The sequence below is a fragment of the Rhodosalinus sp. 5P4 genome (assembly GCF_041365695.1).
Lineage (GTDB): Bacteria > Pseudomonadota > Alphaproteobacteria > Rhodobacterales > Rhodobacteraceae > Rhodosalinus.
The window spans coordinates 59101-75622 of sequence record NZ_JBGFSJ010000003.1 but is presented as its reverse complement, the minus strand read 5'-3'; the positions used below and the strand labels follow the sequence as shown (position 1 = coordinate 75622).

Below are 16522 nucleotides of genomic sequence, written 5' to 3'. Positions count from 1 at the left end.
ACGCGCCCGCATCCCCCCTTGCCCGACCGTGTGCGCGGGGGCGCCGGTTGGGCCGCGCGGTCTCTTGCACGCCATGGACGGGCAGACTAAGTCTGAGCCGAAACAGGAAGGGGAGCCCGACCGAATGGCGATGCAGGCCCAGGAGATCGAGGAACTGATCCGTGCCACCTTCCCCGAGGCGCGGATCACGATCCGCGATCTCGCCGGAGACGGAAACCACTACGCCGCCGAGGTGATCGACGAGAGCTTTCGCGGGATGAACCGCGTCCAGCAGCAGCGCGCCGTCTACGCCGCGCTCAAGGGCAAGATGGACGGCGCGGCCGGCGAGTTGCACGCGCTGGCGCTGACCACCAAGGCGCCGGACTGAGCCGCCGATGCTCGAGTATCTGCCCTGGGTGGTCGTGAGCGTGTTCGGCGCCTTCTTCGGCTACGCGGCCTTCCACGAGATCCGCCACCGCAAGGTGCACGGCCCGCCCGAGAACGCGCGCGACGCCTTCGAGTTCGACGAGGAGGCGCCGAGCTACGAGGAACCGCCCGAGCCCGAGGAGGACGCCGACGGCCCCGGGACGGACGAGGAGGGGGCCGACGCCCCGACCGAGGACGACGCGACGGACGCCCCGGCGCGTGACCCTGACCGAGAGGACAAGCGATGACCGACGCCAAGACCCGCATCGAGGACACGGTGAAAGCCAACGACGTGGTGCTTTACATGAAGGGCACCAAGGAAATGCCGCAATGCGGCTTCTCCAGCCGCGTGGCCGGGGTATTGACCTACATGAACGTGGATTTCGCGGACGTGAACGTGCTCGCCGACGAGGATATCCGGCAGGGCATCAAGGACTACTCCGACTGGCCCACCATCCCCCAGCTCTACGTCAAGGGGGAATTCGTGGGCGGCTGCGACATCATCACCGAGATGACGCTCTCGGGCGAACTCGACCAGCTGCTCGAGGCCAACGGCGTGGCCTACGACAAGGACGCCGCCGAGAAGATCCGCGAAGCCAACGGCTGATCCCGCGGCACCGGGCGCCGGCGGGTCAGGCGCCCCCCGGCGGTCCGGTCCGCGCGGCGCCGTCCGCCGCCGCCTCTTCCGCCGCCCCCGTCGCCTCGGCCTCGACCGTGTCGGCCAGCGCCTCGGCGCGCGCGGCGAGCGCGGACAGCCTCTCCATGGCCTGATCGGGCACCGCCTCGGCCGGCGCAGGCGCCGAGACTGCGGCGGCGCGCAACTCTTCCAGTTCGGCCTCCTGCGCCGCGAGGCGGGCTTCGGCCGCCTGTAATCGCGCGGCGGCGGCTTCCGTCTCCGCGGGCTCGGGCCGGGCGCGCAGGTCCTCAAGCTCCGCCTCCTGCGCGGCGATCCGCGCCTCGGCGTCGCGCAGGCGATCGTCCCGGGGCGCGGCGGCGCCCTCGGACCGCGCCTCCTGCCCGGCAAGCCGGTCCTCGGCCGCGCGCAGCCGGTCCTCGAGCCCCGCGGTCTTGTCGGCCAGCATCAGCCCCGCCATGAGCAGAAGCCGCGACTCCGGGATGCGCCCGATCTGGTTCACGAGGACGGTCGCCTCGTCGTCCAGAAGCTTCGCGGCGGCGTGAAGATAGGCTTCCTCGCCTTGCTGGCAGGCGACCTGGAAACTGCGGCCGCCGATCTGGATCGTCACTTCGGGCATCACATCCCCTCCCGTGCGCTGTCCGCGTCGGGGCGCGGCGCCCCTGCCCCGTCATCGCCGCCGGCCCCGGGCGCGGGGCGCTCGGCCTCGGCGATCAACGGGTCGAGCCGCGCGAGCACGGCCTGCATCTCCGCCGTCTCCGAGGCGCGCAGCGCGCGCAGCGCCTCGAGTTCGGCGACCATCGCGCCGTTGACGAGTTGCGGCTCGGCCAGCCCGGCCTCGTTCGCCTGCCGCAGCGCGGCGTTGTTGTCGCGCAACTGCTGGTTCGCGCGGCGCAGGCGCTGCAACTCCTCGTCGAGCGCGGCCATGGCCGCGGCCTGCTCGGCCACCTGCGCCTCGAGCCGGGCCACGCGGGTCTCCTGGCGCTCCTTGATGGCGCGCACCCGCTCCTCGAGCTGGGCCGTGACCGCGCGCTCCTCCTCGAGAGCGGCGCGCAGGCGCTCGGGCGCCTCGGTGTCGGCGGCGGGCTCCGGTTCCGGCACGGGCGCGGCGGCGCGGGCGGACAGCGCCTCGACGCCTCCGGCGATCCGGTCCATCGCGCGCGCGATGCGCCGCTCCAGGTCTTCGAGCTCGGCCATGCCCCTCGTCCTCCGTTACCGCGCCGGCCCGTCCGCGTTGTCCGCGAATCGGCGGATCCGGCCGCCCGCCCAAGTCTAACGTCCCGCAGCGGAAATTGCGCCCCCTGCCTTGTCAAGGGCTTATAGGCCGCGCTTGAACTTCCCCCATGCCTTGCTATTGAGGCGCCCAGAGGGTCGCGACCCCGCCCGAAAGCCAGCCCGAAAAGGACGAGAGCCCCCGTGGACATAGACGCGCTTCGCACCGCCCACCCCGACCACTGGAGGCGCGCCTGCGCCATCCGCGCGCTCACGCTCGACGCCGTGGCCACCGCGAACTCGGGCCATTCCGGCATGCCCATGGGCATGGCCGACGTGGCCACGGTGCTCTTTTCCAGGCACCTCAAATTCGACGCCGCGCATCCCGACTGGGCCGACCGCGACCGCTTCATCCTGTCGGCGGGCCACGGCTCGATGCTGCTTTACGCGCTGCTCTATCTCACCGGCTCGCCCGAGATCACCCTCGAGGAGATCCGGAACTTCCGGCAATGGGGCGCGCGGACCGCGGGGCACCCCGAGAACTTCCTCGCGCAGGGCATCGAGACGACGACCGGCCCGCTCGGCCAGGGCCTCGCGAATTCCGTGGGCTTCGCCATCGCGGAGGAGGCGCTGCGCGCGCGCTTCGGCAAGAAGATCGTCGATCACTACACCTACTGCATCGCCGGCGACGGCTGCCTGATGGAAGGCGTCAGCCAGGAGGCGCTCACGCTTGCCGGCCGGCAGGAACTCTCGCGCCTGATCGTCTTCTTCGACGACAACGAGATCACCATCGACGGCAAGGTGAGCCTTGCCGACCGCACCGACCAGCTCTCCCGCTTCGCGGCCTCGGGCTGGCACGTGCAGGAGGTGGACGGCCACGACCCCGAGGCGATCGACCGCGCGATCGAGACCGCCAAGGCCGCGCCGCACCCCTCGCTCATCGCCTGCAAGACGCACATCGCGCTCGGCTCCTCCGCGCAGGACACCGCCAAGGGGCACGGCGCGCTCACCGACCCGCAGCTCGTCGCCGACACCAAGGCCGCCTATGGATGGACTGAGGACGCCTTCGAGGTGCCGGCCGAGATCAAGGGGTGGTGGGAAGAGGTCGGCCGCCGCGGCGCCGCCCATCGCACCGCGTGGCAGGAGCGGCTCGACGCGCTCGGCGCCGGCAAGCGCGCCGAATTCGACCGGATGCAGGCGGGAGACGTGCCGAAGCGGCTCGCCGCCACGATCCGCGCGCTCAAGAAACAGGCCGCGGAGGCGCATCACAAGGTCGCCACCCGCAAGGCGTCCGAGATGGTGCTCGAGGTGGTGAACCCGATCATGCCCGAGACGATCGGCGGCTCGGCGGACCTCACCGGCTCCAACAACACGATGACCCACGATCTGGGCGTGTTCGACACCGACAACCGCAAGGGCCGCTACCTCCATTACGGCATCCGCGAGCACGCCATGGCGGCGGCGATGAACGGGATGGCGCTGCACGGGGGCGTCCGCCCCTATGGCGGCACCTTCATGGTGTTCACCGACTACGCGCGCCCCGCGATCCGGCTTTCGGCGCTGATGCGCCAGCCGGTCGTCTACGTGATGACGCATGACTCCATCGGGCTTGGCGAGGACGGGCCGACGCACCAGCCCGTCGAGCACCTGGCGATCCACCGCGCCACGCCCAACACCCGCCTCTTCCGCCCCGCCGACGTGGTGGAGACGGCCGAGGCGTGGGAACTCGCGCTGACCGCCACGGCGACGCCCTCGGTGCTCGCGCTCTCGCGGCAGGGGCTTCCCGCCGTGCGGCTCGAGCACAAGACCCGGAACCTGTCGGCGCAGGGCGCCTACGTCCTCGCCGAGGCCGAGGGCAAGCGCCAGGCGATCCTGATCGCCACCGGCTCGGAGGTGCATGTGGCGCTCGCCGCCCGCGACATGCTTCAGGACGAGGGGATCGGCACGCGGGTCGTGTCGATGCCCTGCATGGAGCTTTTCGCCGCGCAGGACGAAGCCTACCGCAAGCGCGTCCTGCCCGCCGGCCCGGTCCGCGTCGCGGTCGAGGCGGGCGTCCGTCAGGGCTGGGACCGCTGGCTTCTGGGCGAGCGCGGGCGCGAGAAGAAGGCCGGTTTCGTGGGCATGGACAGTTTCGGCGCCTCGGCGCCGGCCAAGGTGCTCTTCGAGGAGTTCGGCATCACCGCCGAGGCGGTGGCGGAACGGGCCAGGGCGCTGCTCTGAGCGTCACTCCCCGGCCCCGGCGCCGCCGAAGAGCCCGAAGAGCGGCTCGACGACGCGCGCCACGACGGGGATGAGCGCAAGCCCGATGCAAAGACCCAGCACGCCGTCGATGAGCGCGGTCACACCCCACTCGCCGGCGGCGTGCAGCCCCTCGGGCAGCGGATGCGCCACGGCCGCGGCGACGGCATGGATGAGATGCGCGGGCCCGGCCACGCCCATCTCCTCCAGGCTGTGCACCACGATCGAACCGCCCACCCAGAGCATCGCGGCCGTGCCCACCACCATCAGCGCCTTGAGAAAGCCCGGCATCCCCTTCACGATCCCCCGCCCCGCCGCGCGGGTGACGCCGAGCCGGCCATGCTTGGCCATGGCGAGGCCCATGTCGTCGGCCTTCACGATGAGCGCCACCGCCCCGTAGACGAGCGCGGTGATGCCCACGGCGATGAGCGCGAGGGTGGCCGCCTCCATCCAGAAGGCGCTCTCGGGGATCGCGGCGAGCGCGATGGTCATGATCTCGGCCGACAGGATGAAATCCGTCTTGATCGCGCCCTTCGCCTTCTTTTCCTCGAGATGGGCGGGATCCACCGTCTCGTGGGCCCTCGCGGCATGCTCCACCGCGTGGGGCGCGACGGCGTGCACCACCTTCTCCGCGCCTTCGAAGCACAGGTAGAAGCCGCCCAGCATCAGAAGCGGCGCGATGAGCCAGGGCGCGAAGGCCGACAGCAGCAGCCCCGCCGGCAGAAGGATGAGGAGCTTGTTGCGCAGAGAGCCCTTGGTGATGCGCCAGACGATGGGCAGTTCCCGCGAGGGATGGAAGCCGCGCATGTATTTCGGCGTCACCGCGGCGTCGTCGATTACCGCGCCCATCGCCTTGGAGCCGGCCTTGACCGCCTGCCCCGCGACATCGTCGAGCGAGGCTGCCGCCACCTTGGTGAGCGCCGCGACATCGTCGAGCAATGCGAGAAGGCCGCCAGCCATGCCCCTGTTCCTTCCACCCGGTCGCCACGCCTTGCGCGTGACAGACCGAGGGATACCCGACGGCACGCCGGCGCGCCACCCGGTCCGTTAGCGCAATCACACCGGGCGCGGCAACTTTTATCGCTAACACCGCGACATGAAAGGCCGGTTTCCTTTGCCGTGCCGCCGCCGCGGGGCTATGAGGCGCGCAATCGCCACGCAGGAGGGGACCATGACCGTCACGCTCGGGATCAACGGATTCGGCCGCATCGGACGCTGCACGCTCGCGCATATCGTCGAAGCCGCGCGCAACGACGTCGAGGTGGTGAAGATCAACGCGACCGGCCCGATCGAGACGAACGCCCATCTGCTGCGCTACGACAGCGTGCACGGCCGCTTCGGCCAGGAGGTCCGGGTCGAGGGCGACACGATGGATGTGGGGCGCGGCCCGATGAAGGTGTTCTCCACCTACGATCCCTCCGATCTCGACTGGGAGGGCGTGGACGTGGTGCTGGAATGCACCGGGCAGTTCAACGACGGCGAGACGTCGCGCGTCCACCTGGAGCGCGGCGCGAAGAAGGTGCTGATCTCCGCGCCGGCGAAGAACGTGGACCGGACGGTGGTCTTCGGCGTCAACCACCGCGATCTCCGGGCGGAGGAGCGGATGATCTCGAACGGGTCCTGCACCACCAACTGCCTGGCGCCGCTGGCCAAGGTGCTGCATGAGGCGATCGGGATCGAGCGGGGCGTGATGACGACGATCCATTCCTACACCGGCGACCAGCCGACGCTCGACCGGCGCCACAAGGATCTCTACCGCGCCCGCGCCGCGGCGCTCGCCATGATCCCGACCTCCACCGGCGCCGCAAAGGCGCTGGGCGAGGTGCTGCCCGATCTCGCCGGGCGGCTCGACGGGACCGCGATGCGGGTGCCCACGCCGAATGTCTCGGCGGTGGATCTCACCTTCGAGGCGGCGCGCGACGTGACGGAAGAGGAGGTGAACGAGATCGCCGCCCGGGCCGCCGCGGGCCACATGGGCGCGGTGCTCGCCTACGATCCCGAACCCAAGGTGTCGGTCGACTTCAACCACACCACCGCGTCGTCGATCTTCGCGCCCGACCAGACGAAGGTCGTGGGCCGGCGCCTGGTGCGCGTGCTGGCCTGGTACGACAACGAATGGGGCTTTTCCGCGCGCATGGCGGACGTGGCCGCGGTGATGGGCCGGCTCTCGGGCTGACGGGACGGCGGCGATGACCAACGGGGCCGCGCTCGTTCTCGCCGTGTTCGTCCTGGGCGCCGTTGCGGCGGATCAGGTCTGGAACGGCGGCGCGGCGCTCGTCTTTCTGATGCAGAGGTTCCTGGACCTGCTGGACTGGCTCGCCTTCTGGCGCTGAGCGTCAGGCGAAGCGTTCCCGGAGCGCCTCGCTCACGGCGGGGGACACGAACCGCGTGGTGTCTCCGCCCAGCCGGGCGATCTCCTTGACGAGCTTGGACGCGATGGCCTGGTGGCGCGCCTCGGCCATCAGGAACACGGTCTCGACGCGGTCGTCGAGGGCACGGTTCATGCCCACCATCTGGAACTCGTATTCGAAGTCGCTGACCGCGCGCAGCCCGCGCACGATCAGCGTGGCGCCGACATCGTTCGCGCAGTCGATCAGCAGGTTCTCGAACGGATGGGCGACGATTTCCGTCCCGGTTTCCTCGACGAGCCCCGCGCATTCCCGCTCGATCATGTCCACCCGGGTCTCGAGATCGAAAAGAGGCCCCTTGTCCCGGTTGATGGCCACCCCGATCACCAGGCGGTCGACCAGCGCGCAGGCGCGGCGAATGATGTCCATGTGACCGAAGGTGATCGGGTCGAAGGTCCCCGGATAAAGCCCGATGCGCATGTCCCTGTCCCCGTCCGCGTGCTGCCCGCGCCCGAAGCAAACCCACGCGGAGACGAAATGCAAGGGGCGGCGCGTCGCGCTCAGTAACCCATGATCATGCCCTGAAGCGCGTCCTTCTCCATCGAAAGCTCGGTCAGGCGCGCCTTGACGACGTCGCCGATGGTGACGATCCCGACCATCCGGCCCTCCTGCAGCACGGGCATGTGCCGGAAGCGCCCCTCCGTCATCTTGCCCAGCACATCGTCGGCGCTGTCGTCGAGCGCGCAGGTGACGACGCGCGCGGTCATGCAGGTCCCGACCCGCTCCGACAGGCAGTCCGGCCCGCGCACGGCGATCTGGCGGACGATGTCGCGCTCCGACAGGATGCCTTCGGCCCGCGCCCCGTCGTGGGAAACGACCACCGAGCCGATGCCGCGCTCGGCGAGGATGCCCGCCGCCGCCATGAGCGTCGCGTCGGGCTGCACGGTGACCACCCCCGCATCGCCCTTCAGTTTCAGAATGTTGCGAACCTGCATGACGACCCCTCCGCAATGGATAACCTAGCGTCAAGCGTCCGCGCAAACGCCCCGCCCTGTCAAGCGGCCGCGATCGCCTCGAGCCGCGCGACCTCGGCCCGCAGCCCGTCGGCGAGCGCCGAGGCGAAGCGGTTCAGACGCTCCAGCCGGCGGTCGTCGGCGTGGCGCAGCAGGTAGAAGCTCCGCGTCAGGCGGACCTCGTCCGGCAGCACCCGCCTCACCCCGGGCGCGAAGGGCAGCGCGAAGTCGTGCAGGATGCCGAGCCCCCCGCCCTGGCGCACGCACTGCACCTGCACCGCCACGGAATTCGAGGCGAGCTGGACCCGCTCGACCCCGATCTCTGAAAGGTAGTCGAGTTCCCGGTCGAAGATCATGTCGGGGATGTAGCCCACGATCCGGTGCCCTCCGAGATCCGCGACGCCCCGGATTGGCGCATGGCCCCGCAGATAATCCCGCGCGCCCGCGAGCGAGAGACGGTAGTCGGTGATCTTCTGCACCACGAGCCGCCCGGCGACGGGCGCGCTCACCGCCACGGCAATGTCGGCCTCGCGGCGGGACAGGTTCACCACCCGCGGCAGCGCCACGATCTGGATGTCGAGATCCGGGTTCGCCGTGGCGATGTCGCGGCACACCTGCGGAAGAAGGTAGTTCGCGCAGCCGTCCGGCGCCCCGACCCGGATCTGGCCCGAGAGACCCCCGGACCGCCCCGAAAGCGCCTCCGCCCCCTCGACCATCGCCGATTCCGCCCGCTCGGCGTGCGAGAGAAGACGCTGCCCGGCCTCGGTCAACGCATAGCCTTGCGGCGACTTGCCGAAGAGCGGCGCGCCCATCGCCTGCTCGAGCCGCGCGATGCGGCGGCCGGCGGTCGCGGGGTCGAGCCGCAGGCGCTGCGCCGCGCCGCTCAGGCTTTCGGCGCGCGCCACGGCCAGAAAGACGCGGATATCGTCCCAGTTCAGGTCCATCGCACCTGCATTCCCGCAAAACGCTTTTGTCATCTTGCCTCTTTTGCGGGCATTCCTGCAAGGCTAACATGTCGGCGAAGGATGGAGGACCCAATGACCCAGGACCTGACTCACTACATCGGCGGCGCGCATGTTCCCGGCGCGTCCGGCCGCTTCTCGGACGTCTACAACCCCGCCACGGGCGAGGTGCAGGCACGCTGCCCGCTGGCCTCGCCCGACGAGCTGGCGAAGGCCGTGGAGATCGCGGAGCAGGCGCAGCCCGGATGGGCCGCCACCAACCCGCAGCGCCGCGCGCGGGTGCTGATGAAGTTCGTTCACCTGCTCAACCGCGACATGGACAAGCTCGCCGAGGCGCTCTCCCGCGAGCACGGCAAGACGCTGCCCGACGCCAAGGGCGACGTGCAGCGCGGGCTGGAAGTCGTCGAATACTGCATCGGCGCGCCCGAGCTTCTGAAGGGCGAGTTCACCGACAGCGCGGGACCGGGCATCGACATGTATTCGATGCGCCAGCCCCTCGGCGTCACCGCGGGGATCACGCCGTTCAATTTCCCGGCCATGATCCCGATGTGGATGTTCGCGCCCGCGCTCGCCTGCGGCAACGCCTTCATCCTGAAGCCGTCCGAACGCGACCCCTCGGTGCCGCTCATGCTGGCCGAGCTGATGGAAGAGGCCGGCGCGCCCAAGGGCATCCTGCAGGTCGTGAACGGTGACAAGGAGGCGGTGGACGCCATCCTCGACCACCCGTCGATCCAGTCGGTGGGTTTCGTCGGCTCGACCCCGATCGCCGAATACATCTACGGGCGCGGCTGCTCCAACGGCAAGCGCGTGCAGTGCTTCGGCGGCGCCAAGAACCACATGATCGTGATGCCCGACGCCGACATGGACCAGGCCGCCGACGCGCTGGTGGGCGCGGGCTACGGCGCGGCGGGCGAGCGCTGCATGGCGATCTCGGTCGCCGTGCCCGTGGGCGAGGAGACCGCCGACCGGCTGATCGAGAAGCTGGTGCCCCGGATCGAGAAGCTCAAGGTGGGTCCCTATACCGCCGGCGCCGACGTCGATTACGGCCCCGTCGTCACCGCCGAGGCAAAGCAACGCATCCTCGGCCTCGTGGAGTCGGGCGTCGAACAGGGCGCCGAGCTCGTCGTGGACGGGCGGGATTTCCAGCTCCAGGGCTACGAGGACGGCTTCTTCGTCGGCCCGCACCTCTTCGACAGGGTGACGCCCGAGATGGACATCTACCGCCAGGAGATCTTCGGCCCCGTGCTCTCCACGGTGCGGGCGGGCTCCTACGAGGAGGCGCTGAAGCTCGCCATGGACCACGAATACGGCAACGGCACGGCGATCTTCACCCGCGACGGCGACACCGCCCGCGACTTCGCCAACCGCATCAACATCGGCATGGTCGGCGTGAACGTCCCGATCCCGGTGCCGCTGGCCTACCACACCTTCGGCGGCTGGAAGAAATCGGGCTTCGGCGATCTGAACCAGCACGGCCCGGATGCGTTCAAGTTCTACACCCGCACGAAGACCGTGACGGCGCGCTGGCCGAGCGGCCTGAAGGAGGGCGGCGAGTTCCACTTCAAGGCGATGGACTGAGCGAAAACTTTTCGTCCGGAAAGTTTTTGCTTGCCGCGCGCGGTCCGGCCGCGAATTTTCGGATGGAAATTCGCGGCCGCCCGGAGGAGCGCCCATGTCCGATCCTGCCTTCACGCTCGGCATCGAGGAGGAATACCTCCTCGTCCGGCAGGACACGCTCGCCCTGTCGGAGACGCCCGCAGCTCTGATGGACGACTGCGCGGCCGAGCTCGCCGACCAGGTGAGCCCAGAATTCCTGCAGTGCCAGATCGAGATCGGTACCCGGGTCTGCGCCGATGTCGGAGAGGCGCGCGAGGATCTCAGGCGGCTGCGCGCAACGGTGGCGCGGGTGGCGAATCGCTACGGGCTCGCGCCGATCGCGGTGTCCTGCCATCCGCTCGCGCACTGGCGCGCGCAGAACCACACCGACAAGCAGCGCTATAACGACCTGCACCGCGACCTGGCCGGCGTCGTTCGCCGCCTCCTGATCAGCGGGATGCACGTTCATGTCGGACTGGGCTGCGACGCGCTGCGCGCCGACCTGATGCGGCAGCTGTCCTACTTCCTGCCTCATCTGCTCGCGCTGTCGGCCTCCTCGCCCTTCTGGCAGGGCGAGGACACGGGGCTTGCCTCCTACCGGCTCACCGTCTTCGACAACCTGCCGCGGACCGGCCTGCCGCCCCAGCTCGACGCGTGGGAGGATTACCGGCGCTCGGTGGATGCGCTGGTCGATCTCGGGATCATCGAGGACGCCTCGAAGATCTGGTGGGACCTGCGCCCCTCGGCGCGCTTCCCCACGCTCGAGGCCCGCATCTGCGACGTGCAGCCCCGGATGGAGCATGCGCTCTCGATCGCTGCGCTTTTCCAGTCGCTCGCACGGATGCTCTGGCGGCTGCGGACCCGCAACCAGCGCTGGCGTGTCTACGATCGCTTCCTCATCGAGGAGAACCGCTGGCGCGCGCAGCGCTACGGCATCACCGAGGGGCTCATCGATTTCGGCGCGGGCGAGATCAAGCCGTTCCACGCCCTTCTCGACGAGATGATCGAGCTGGTGGAGGAGGACGCCGCGGCGCTGGGCTGCCTGACTGAGGTCGAGCGCGCCCGCGAGATCGTGGCGGGCGGCGTCTCCGCCTCGCGCCAGCGCGCCGTCGCGGCGGCGGCGCAGGCGGCGGGCGGCGACGGCGAGGCGCAGATGCGCGCGGTGGTCGCGCACCTGATCGAGGAGTATCACGCCGACCTCTGAGGGGTTGCAAAACTCCTGCAAGGATCGGCCACTAAACGCCCGTTCAATTCCGGCGGGCAGAGGGAGGAACCGCATGGATTTCGCGCTGAGCGAGGAGCAGCAGGCGATCTTCGACGTGGCGCATGCCTTCGGGCAGGACGCGATCGCCCCCCACGCGCTCGACTGGGAGAAGGCGGGCACCATCCCGCGCGAGATCTGGCCGCAGGTGGCCGAACTCGGGCTCGCGGGGATCTACGTGGGCGAGGACCACGGCGGCTCTGGCCTGTCGCGCCTCGACGCCACGCTGGTCTTCGAGGCGCTCGCCATGGCCTGCCCCTCGGTCTCGGCCTTCCTGTCGATCCACAACATGTGTGGCGGCATGATCGACGCCTACGGGTCCGACGCGGCGCGGGACCGCTGGCTGCCGGACGCCTGCGCCATGCGAACGGTGTTTTCCTATTGCCTTACGGAACCCGGCTCTGGCTCGGACGCGGCGGCGCTGCGGACGAAGGCCGCGCGCACGAACGAGGGTTACGCGCTCACCGGCACGAAGGCCTTCATCTCGGGCGGCTCCTACTCGGACGCCTACATCGTCATGTGCCGCACCGGAGAGGAGGGCCCGAAGGGCATCTCGGCCGTCATCGTCGAGGACGGCACGCCCGGGCTTTCCTTCGGCGGGCTCGAGGACAAGATGGGCTGGCGCGCCCAGCCCACCGCGCAGGTCCAGTTCGACGACTGCCGCGTGCCCCACGAGAACCTGCTGGGCGAAGAGGGGCGCGGGTTTTCCTACGCCATGGCCGGGCTCGACGGCGGGCGGCTCAACATCGCGGCCTCGGCGCTCGGCGGCGCGCAGGCCGCGCTCGACGCGACGCTCGCCTACATGGGCGAGCGCAAGGCGTTCGGGCAGACGCTGGACCGCTTCCAGGCGCTCCAGTTCCGTCTTGCCGAGATGGAAGTGAGGCTGCAATCGGCGCGCACCTTCCTGCGGCAGGCGGCGTGGAAGCTCGACCGCAAGGATCCCGACGCCACGAAGTTCTGCGCCATGGCGAAGCTCCAGGTCACCGATGCGGCCTTCGACGTCGCCAACCAGTGCCTGCAACTGCATGGCGGCTACGGATACCTCGCCGATTACGGGATCGAGAAGATCGTGCGCGACCTGCGCGTCCACCAGATCCTCGAGGGCACGAACGAGATCATGCGCCTGATCGTCGCCCGCAAGATGCTGGAGGCGCGGGCGTGAGCGGGATCTCGATCCGCAAGACGGGCCGCGCGGGGCGGATCACCCTCGCGCGACCCAAGGCGCTCAACGCGCTCTCTTACGCGATGTGCCTCGAGATCGACGCGGCCCTCAAGGACTGGGCGGACGACCCCGAGGTCGCGCTCCTCGTGATCGACGCCGAAGGCGACAAGGCGTTCTGCGCGGGCGGCGACATCGCCGAGATGTACGAGACCGGACAGAACGGCGATTACGGCTACGGCCGGCGCTTCTGGCGCGACGAATACCGCATGAACGCGCGGCTCTTCGAGTTCCCGAAACCGGTGGTTAGCCTGATGCAGGGCTACACCATGGGCGGCGGCGTGGGCGTCGGCTGCCACGGCTCGCACCGCGTCGTCGGCGAAAGCTCGCAGATGGCCATGCCGGAATGCGGCATCGGTCTCGTGCCGGACGTGGGCGGCTCGCTCATCCTCGCCCGTGCGCCCGGCCGGCTCGGCGAGTATCTGGGCACGACCGGCGCGCGCATGGGGCCCGCCGACGCGATCCTCGCAGGCTTCGCCGACCATTTCGTGCCCGAGGCCGCCTGGCCCGCGCTCACTGTGCGACTGGAAGAGACGGGCGATCCATCTGCGGTGGACGAAGCCGCGACCGCGCCGCCCGAGGGGCGCCTCGCCGCCCTCGCCCCCGCGATCGACCGGCATTTCGCGGGCGAGACGCTGGGGGACATCCTGCGCTCGCTCCGCGCGGAGCCGGGCGCCTTTGCCGAGGAGACGCTTACCACCCTCGCACGGCAGTGCCCGCTTTCCATGGGCTGCACGGTGGAGATGATCCACCGCCTGCGCGGGCCGGCCGCAGAGATCCGCCGGGCGCTGGAACAGGAATACCGCTTCACCTTCCGCGCCATGGAGAAGGGCGACTTCCTGGAGGGCATCCGCGCGGCCATCATCGACAAGGACAAGTCCCCGCGCTGGAGCCACGAGAGGGACGCGCTGCCGCAGCTCGCGGTGACGCAGATGCTCATGCCGCTTGGGGAGGACAGGCTGACATTCGGGGAGGAGGACAGGGCATGAAGATCGGATTCATCGGTCTCGGCAACATGGGCGCGCCCATGGCGGCCAATCTCGCGAAGGCGGGCCACGAGGTCACGGGCTTCGACACGGCGCAGGTGGACATCCCCGGCGTGAGCATGGCCGCGAGCGCGGCCGAGGCCGCAACGGGCGCGGAGGTCGTGATCACCATGCTGCCCAACGGCGAGATCCTGCGGAAAGTCGCGGCGGAGATCATTCCGGCCATGGCGCCGGGCGCCGTGTTCCTCGACTGCTCCACGGTGGACGTCGACAGCGCCCGCGCCGTGGCGGCGGAGGCGCAGGCGGCGGGGCTATCCGCCCTCGACGCGCCCGTCTCGGGCGGCGTGGGTGGCGCGGAGGCCGGCACGCTCACCTTCATGGTCGGCGGCGACGCGGCCGGCTTCGAGACGGCGAAGCCGCTTTTCGAAACGATGGGGCGCAAGGCCGTGCATTGCGGTCCCTCCGGAAATGGCCAGGCGGCGAAGATCTGCAACAACATGATTCTCGGCGCGACGATGATCGTCACCTGCGAGGCCTTCGCGCTGGCCGACAAGCTCGGCCTCGACCGGCAGGCCATGTTCGACGTCGTCTCCACCTCCTCGGGGCAGAGCTGGTCCATGAACACCTATTGCCCCGCCCCGGGCGTGGGCCCGACAAGCCCGGCGGACAACGCCTACCAGCCCGGCTTCGCCGCCGATCTCATGCTGAAGGACCTGCGACTGGCCATGCAGGCGGCGGAGACCGCGGATGCCGACACGCCCATCGGGCAGGCCGCCTGCACGCTCTATGCCCGTTTCGTGGAAGACGAGGATGGCGCGGGGCGCGACTTCTCGGCGATGCTGCCCCGCTTCGAACGGCGCGGCCGAACCTGATCGCGACGAAAGGCGCATTTGAGCCATATCAAGGCGCGACGGATGCCGAATCCCGCATGCTCGTCACAGGCGCCCCGGCCGGGGCGCAAGAGACGAAAGGACCGGACAACATGCTCGCCAAGAACATGGGCACCATCGACCGCGTGCTGCGGCTCGTCATCGGGGCCGCACTCATTGCGGCGTTCTTCCTGAACCCGGATGCCGGGTATCGCTGGCTCTATCTCATCGGGATCGTACCGCTCGCGACCGCGCTGATGGGCAGCTGCCCCGCCTACTCGATCTTCGGCATCAAGACCTGCAAGACCGACTGACAAGGCCGGGCCGGGCCTCGCCCGGCCCGCCACTCCTCACATCTTCTCGAGAAGCTTTTCGAGGTCGTCCCGCGAGCGCATCACGGCCTCGTGGCCCGCGTCGATGGCTTCGTGCGCGCGGTAGAGTTCGATGAAGGTGAGGTGCTGCAGGTCGACCGCCAGTGCAAGATGCGGCGGATCGCTGGCCCGGCGCGACATGTGCACGTGTTCCGACAAGATGTCGATCGCCGCCGCGACCACCTCGAAATAGTTGGGCGGCTTCGGTTCGCTGTCACTCCGGTCCCAGAGGTCGCGGATCGCGGGCGGAAGATGCGCGAGCAGACCCGTCCCGCCGGCCCCCTTCACCAGATCCGCCGCGTCCCCCTCGGGCGACCAGAAGCGCCCGTCGTCGCGCCCGTTCGGGTTGACCGCGATGGTCACGTCCGCCCCGAGCGCGCGGCAGGCGGAGGACGGCACCGGGTTGACGATCCCCCCGTCGATCAGCCACCGGCCGTCCAGGTGATAGGGCGCGAAGAGCCCGGGGATCGCGAAGGATGCGCGCAGCGCATCCAGAAGCGGGCCTTCCTGCAACCAGATCTCGCGCCCGGTGCTCATGTCCGTGGCCACCGCGATGAGGCGCCGGTCGAGCGCCGCGAAATCGTCGGGCACGCCCATGCGTTCCAGCGCCTCCATCACCGAGCGCCCCTGCACCAGCCCGCCACGCGCAAGCCCGATGTCGAAGTAGGACAGGAAACGCGTCCGGCTCATCTGCCGCGCGAACTCCTCCAGCGCGTCGAGCTTTCCCGATGCCCAGGCCGCGCCGACGACCGCCCCCATCGAACAGCCCGCCACCACGTCGGGGCGCACGCCGATCTCCTCGAGCGCACGGATGACGCCGATATGGCACCAGCCCCGCGCCCCGCCGGAGCCGAGCGCGAGGCCCAACTTGCGCTTCTTGCCATCACTCATGCGAACCGCCCCAACTTCTTTCGTCAGCAGGCGCCCTTGTGCCCCGCCGGCCCCGGGCTGTCGAGGCGCGGGGCCGTGAAAACCACCGCGCGACTCGGGCCCCGGCGTTTCCGGGGAACGCGGCGGCGGCCTTTCGCCAATGGGGCGGAGGCCCCTTCCGGACATGTGTCCGACATGCGAGGCGTCGGGCATGAGGGACCGTCTTGCCTTCCCGACGTCACTCGCCCTGGCGGCGGCTCTGCCGGCCGCGCCCGCGGCCGGCCAACTCAAGAATGACCCGCCCGGGCTCGCGAGGAAGAGTCCGCCCTGCGCCCTCCGCCCGGGCTGGCGAAGAAGGCGCCCTACGGCGGCGGCGACCGGATCTTGCGCGACTATTCCGTGATCGGGCGGCAACTCGCCTACGGGCTGGACGCCGCCAGGACATACTTTCGCGTCGGCGGACACATCTTCCTCGTGGACCGGGACACGCGCGAGGTGCTGGACGTGATCGGCGCGGTGGCCGCCCTGCACGACTGAG

General features: G+C 70.0%; 20 protein-coding genes. 13 read left to right on the top strand and 7 right to left on the bottom strand.

Annotated elements, in window-relative coordinates; translation table 11 throughout:
• Positions 1 to 124: 124 nt before the first annotated feature.
• Genes AB6A69_RS05945 through grxD form a run of 3 tightly spaced genes read left to right on the top strand, consistent with a single transcriptional unit; the run spans position 125 to position 1012 of the window.
• Positions 125 to 367 (top strand): BolA/IbaG family iron-sulfur metabolism protein, encoded by a 243-nt coding sequence (locus AB6A69_RS05945; protein WP_371060092.1) that lies wholly within the window; start codon positions 125 to 127, stop codon positions 365 to 367.
• Between the two features lie 7 nt (positions 368 to 374).
• A complete protein-coding gene (locus AB6A69_RS05940) occupies positions 375 to 653 on the top strand; it encodes a hypothetical protein (protein ID WP_371060091.1) in 279 nt (92 codons plus the stop codon).
• Positions 650 to 1012 (top strand): Grx4 family monothiol glutaredoxin, encoded by a 363-nt coding sequence (grxD, locus tag AB6A69_RS05935; RefSeq protein ID WP_371056006.1) that lies wholly within the window; start codon positions 650 to 652, stop codon positions 1010 to 1012. The genes AB6A69_RS05940 and grxD overlap by 4 nt, the downstream gene beginning before the upstream one ends.
• Positions 1013 to 1037: 25 nt before the next feature.
• Here the strand turns inward: grxD and AB6A69_RS05930 are convergent, their stop codons facing one another.
• Together AB6A69_RS05930 and AB6A69_RS05925 are read right to left on the bottom strand one after the other, a co-directional pair.
• Positions 1038 to 1658, bottom strand: coding sequence for a cell division protein ZapA (locus tag AB6A69_RS05930; protein ID WP_371060090.1), 621 nt, complete (start codon positions 1656 to 1658; stop codon positions 1038 to 1040).
• On the bottom strand, positions 1658 to 2236 hold the full coding sequence (locus AB6A69_RS05925) for a hypothetical protein (protein WP_371060089.1): 579 nt from the start codon (positions 2234 to 2236) through the stop codon (positions 1658 to 1660). The genes AB6A69_RS05930 and AB6A69_RS05925 overlap by 1 nt, the downstream gene beginning before the upstream one ends.
• A 219-nt stretch (positions 2237 to 2455) precedes the next feature.
• On the opposite strand from AB6A69_RS05925, the gene tkt reads away from it, so the two are divergent.
• Positions 2456 to 4471 carry a transketolase gene (tkt, locus tag AB6A69_RS05920; protein WP_371060088.1) on the top strand — a complete coding sequence of 672 codons (2016 nt, stop codon included), beginning with the start codon at positions 2456 to 2458 and terminating at the stop codon, positions 4469 to 4471.
• Between the two features lie 3 nt (positions 4472 to 4474).
• Here the strand turns inward: tkt and AB6A69_RS05915 are convergent, their stop codons facing one another.
• A complete protein-coding gene (locus AB6A69_RS05915; RefSeq protein WP_371060087.1) occupies positions 4475 to 5449 on the bottom strand; it encodes a DUF808 domain-containing protein in 975 nt (324 codons plus the stop codon).
• 211 nt (positions 5450 to 5660) lie between these two features.
• Here AB6A69_RS05915 and gap point away from each other — a divergent pair, with 211 nt between their 5' ends.
• Positions 5661 to 6665 carry a type I glyceraldehyde-3-phosphate dehydrogenase gene (gene gap / locus AB6A69_RS05910; protein ID WP_371060086.1) on the top strand — a complete coding sequence of 335 codons (1005 nt, stop codon included), beginning with the start codon at positions 5661 to 5663 and terminating at the stop codon, positions 6663 to 6665.
• A 13-nt stretch (positions 6666 to 6678) separates the two neighbouring features.
• The gene (locus tag AB6A69_RS05905) at positions 6679 to 6822 is read left to right on the top strand and encodes a hypothetical protein (RefSeq protein ID WP_371060085.1); all 144 of its coding nucleotides are present in this window, start codon (positions 6679 to 6681) and stop codon (positions 6820 to 6822) included.
• Between the two features lie 3 nt (positions 6823 to 6825).
• Here AB6A69_RS05905 and coaD read toward each other — a convergent pair whose 3' ends face one another.
• The 3 genes from coaD to AB6A69_RS05890 form a co-directional block, all read right to left on the bottom strand.
• The gene (gene coaD, locus AB6A69_RS05900) at positions 6826 to 7317 is read right to left on the bottom strand and encodes a pantetheine-phosphate adenylyltransferase (RefSeq protein WP_371038505.1); all 492 of its coding nucleotides are present in this window, start codon (positions 7315 to 7317) and stop codon (positions 6826 to 6828) included.
• Between the two features lie 80 nt (positions 7318 to 7397).
• The gene (locus AB6A69_RS05895) at positions 7398 to 7832 is read right to left on the bottom strand and encodes a CBS domain-containing protein (RefSeq protein ID WP_371038506.1); all 435 of its coding nucleotides are present in this window, start codon (positions 7830 to 7832) and stop codon (positions 7398 to 7400) included.
• 59 nt (positions 7833 to 7891) lie between these two features.
• On the bottom strand, positions 7892 to 8794 hold the full coding sequence (locus tag AB6A69_RS05890) for a LysR family transcriptional regulator (protein WP_371060356.1): 903 nt from the start codon (positions 8792 to 8794) through the stop codon (positions 7892 to 7894).
• Positions 8795 to 8887: 93 nt separating this feature from the next.
• Between AB6A69_RS05890 and AB6A69_RS05885 the strand changes: the two genes are divergently transcribed.
• The 6 genes from AB6A69_RS05885 (at position 8888) to AB6A69_RS05860 (ending at position 15057) form a co-directional block, all read left to right on the top strand.
• The gene (locus AB6A69_RS05885; protein WP_371060084.1) at positions 8888 to 10390 is read left to right on the top strand and encodes a CoA-acylating methylmalonate-semialdehyde dehydrogenase; all 1503 of its coding nucleotides are present in this window, start codon (positions 8888 to 8890) and stop codon (positions 10388 to 10390) included.
• Positions 10391 to 10484: 94 nt separating this feature from the next.
• Complete coding sequence (locus AB6A69_RS05880; protein WP_371060083.1) at positions 10485 to 11612, top strand: carboxylate-amine ligase; 1128 nt, start codon at positions 10485 to 10487, stop codon at positions 11610 to 11612.
• A gap of 73 nt (positions 11613 to 11685) precedes the next feature.
• Positions 11686 to 12831: an acyl-CoA dehydrogenase family protein gene (locus tag AB6A69_RS05875; protein WP_371060082.1), complete on the top strand. Its 1146-nt coding sequence runs from the start codon at positions 11686 to 11688 to the stop codon at positions 12829 to 12831.
• Positions 12828 to 13877 (top strand): enoyl-CoA hydratase/isomerase family protein, encoded by a 1050-nt coding sequence (locus tag AB6A69_RS05870; RefSeq protein WP_371060081.1) that lies wholly within the window; start codon positions 12828 to 12830, stop codon positions 13875 to 13877. Before AB6A69_RS05875 ends, AB6A69_RS05870 begins: the two co-directional genes overlap by 4 nt.
• A complete protein-coding gene (gene mmsB / locus AB6A69_RS05865) occupies positions 13874 to 14746 on the top strand; it encodes a 3-hydroxyisobutyrate dehydrogenase (RefSeq protein WP_371060080.1) in 873 nt (290 codons plus the stop codon). The genes AB6A69_RS05870 and mmsB overlap by 4 nt, the downstream gene beginning before the upstream one ends.
• A gap of 110 nt (positions 14747 to 14856) precedes the next feature.
• Positions 14857 to 15057, top strand: coding sequence for a DUF2892 domain-containing protein (locus tag AB6A69_RS05860; RefSeq protein ID WP_371056018.1), 201 nt, complete (start codon positions 14857 to 14859; stop codon positions 15055 to 15057).
• A 36-nt stretch (positions 15058 to 15093) separates the two neighbouring features.
• Here the strand turns inward: AB6A69_RS05860 and AB6A69_RS05855 are convergent, their stop codons facing one another.
• Positions 15094 to 16005 carry a patatin-like phospholipase family protein gene (locus tag AB6A69_RS05855; protein ID WP_371060079.1) on the bottom strand — a complete coding sequence of 304 codons (912 nt, stop codon included), beginning with the start codon at positions 16003 to 16005 and terminating at the stop codon, positions 15094 to 15096.
• A gap of 363 nt (positions 16006 to 16368) precedes the next feature.
• Between AB6A69_RS05855 and AB6A69_RS05850 the strand changes: the two genes are divergently transcribed.
• Positions 16369 to 16521, top strand: coding sequence for a hypothetical protein (locus AB6A69_RS05850; protein WP_371060078.1), 153 nt, complete (start codon positions 16369 to 16371; stop codon positions 16519 to 16521).
• Position 16522 lies beyond the last annotated feature (1 nt).

Bases quoted from the DNA above. Each gene is read 5' to 3' on its own strand.
- AB6A69_RS05945 (WP_371060092.1), top strand. From the start codon at position 125: ATGGCGATGCAGGCCCAGGAGATCGAGGAACTGATCCGTGCCACCTTC.
- AB6A69_RS05940 (WP_371060091.1), top strand. From the start codon at position 375: ATGCTCGAGTATCTGCCCTGGGTGGTCGTGAGCGTGTTCGGCGCCTTC.
- grxD (WP_371056006.1), top strand. From the start codon at position 650: ATGACCGACGCCAAGACCCGCATCGAGGACACGGTGAAAGCCAACGAC.
- AB6A69_RS05930 (WP_371060090.1), bottom strand. From the start codon at position 1,658: ATGCCCGAAGTGACGATCCAGATCGGCGGCCGCAGTTTCCAGGTCGCC.
- AB6A69_RS05925 (WP_371060089.1), bottom strand. From the start codon at position 2,236: ATGGCCGAGCTCGAAGACCTGGAGCGGCGCATCGCGCGCGCGATGGAC.
- AB6A69_RS05915 (WP_371060087.1), bottom strand. From the start codon at position 5,449: ATGGCTGGCGGCCTTCTCGCATTGCTCGACGATGTCGCGGCGCTCACC.
- gap (WP_371060086.1), top strand. From the start codon at position 5,661: ATGACCGTCACGCTCGGGATCAACGGATTCGGCCGCATCGGACGCTGC.
- AB6A69_RS05905 (WP_371060085.1), top strand. From the start codon at position 6,679: ATGACCAACGGGGCCGCGCTCGTTCTCGCCGTGTTCGTCCTGGGCGCC.
- coaD (WP_371038505.1), bottom strand. From the start codon at position 7,317: ATGCGCATCGGGCTTTATCCGGGGACCTTCGACCCGATCACCTTCGGT.
- AB6A69_RS05895 (WP_371038506.1), bottom strand. From the start codon at position 7,832: ATGCAGGTTCGCAACATTCTGAAACTGAAGGGCGATGCGGGGGTGGTC.
- AB6A69_RS05890 (WP_371060356.1), bottom strand. From the start codon at position 8,794: ATGGACCTGAACTGGGACGATATCCGCGTCTTTCTGGCCGTGGCGCGC.
- AB6A69_RS05885 (WP_371060084.1), top strand. From the start codon at position 8,888: ATGACCCAGGACCTGACTCACTACATCGGCGGCGCGCATGTTCCCGGC.
- AB6A69_RS05880 (WP_371060083.1), top strand. From the start codon at position 10,485: ATGTCCGATCCTGCCTTCACGCTCGGCATCGAGGAGGAATACCTCCTC.
- AB6A69_RS05875 (WP_371060082.1), top strand. From the start codon at position 11,686: ATGGATTTCGCGCTGAGCGAGGAGCAGCAGGCGATCTTCGACGTGGCG.
- mmsB (WP_371060080.1), top strand. From the start codon at position 13,874: ATGAAGATCGGATTCATCGGTCTCGGCAACATGGGCGCGCCCATGGCG.
- AB6A69_RS05860 (WP_371056018.1), top strand. From the start codon at position 14,857: ATGCTCGCCAAGAACATGGGCACCATCGACCGCGTGCTGCGGCTCGTC.
- AB6A69_RS05855 (WP_371060079.1), bottom strand. From the start codon at position 16,005: ATGAGTGATGGCAAGAAGCGCAAGTTGGGCCTCGCGCTCGGCTCCGGC.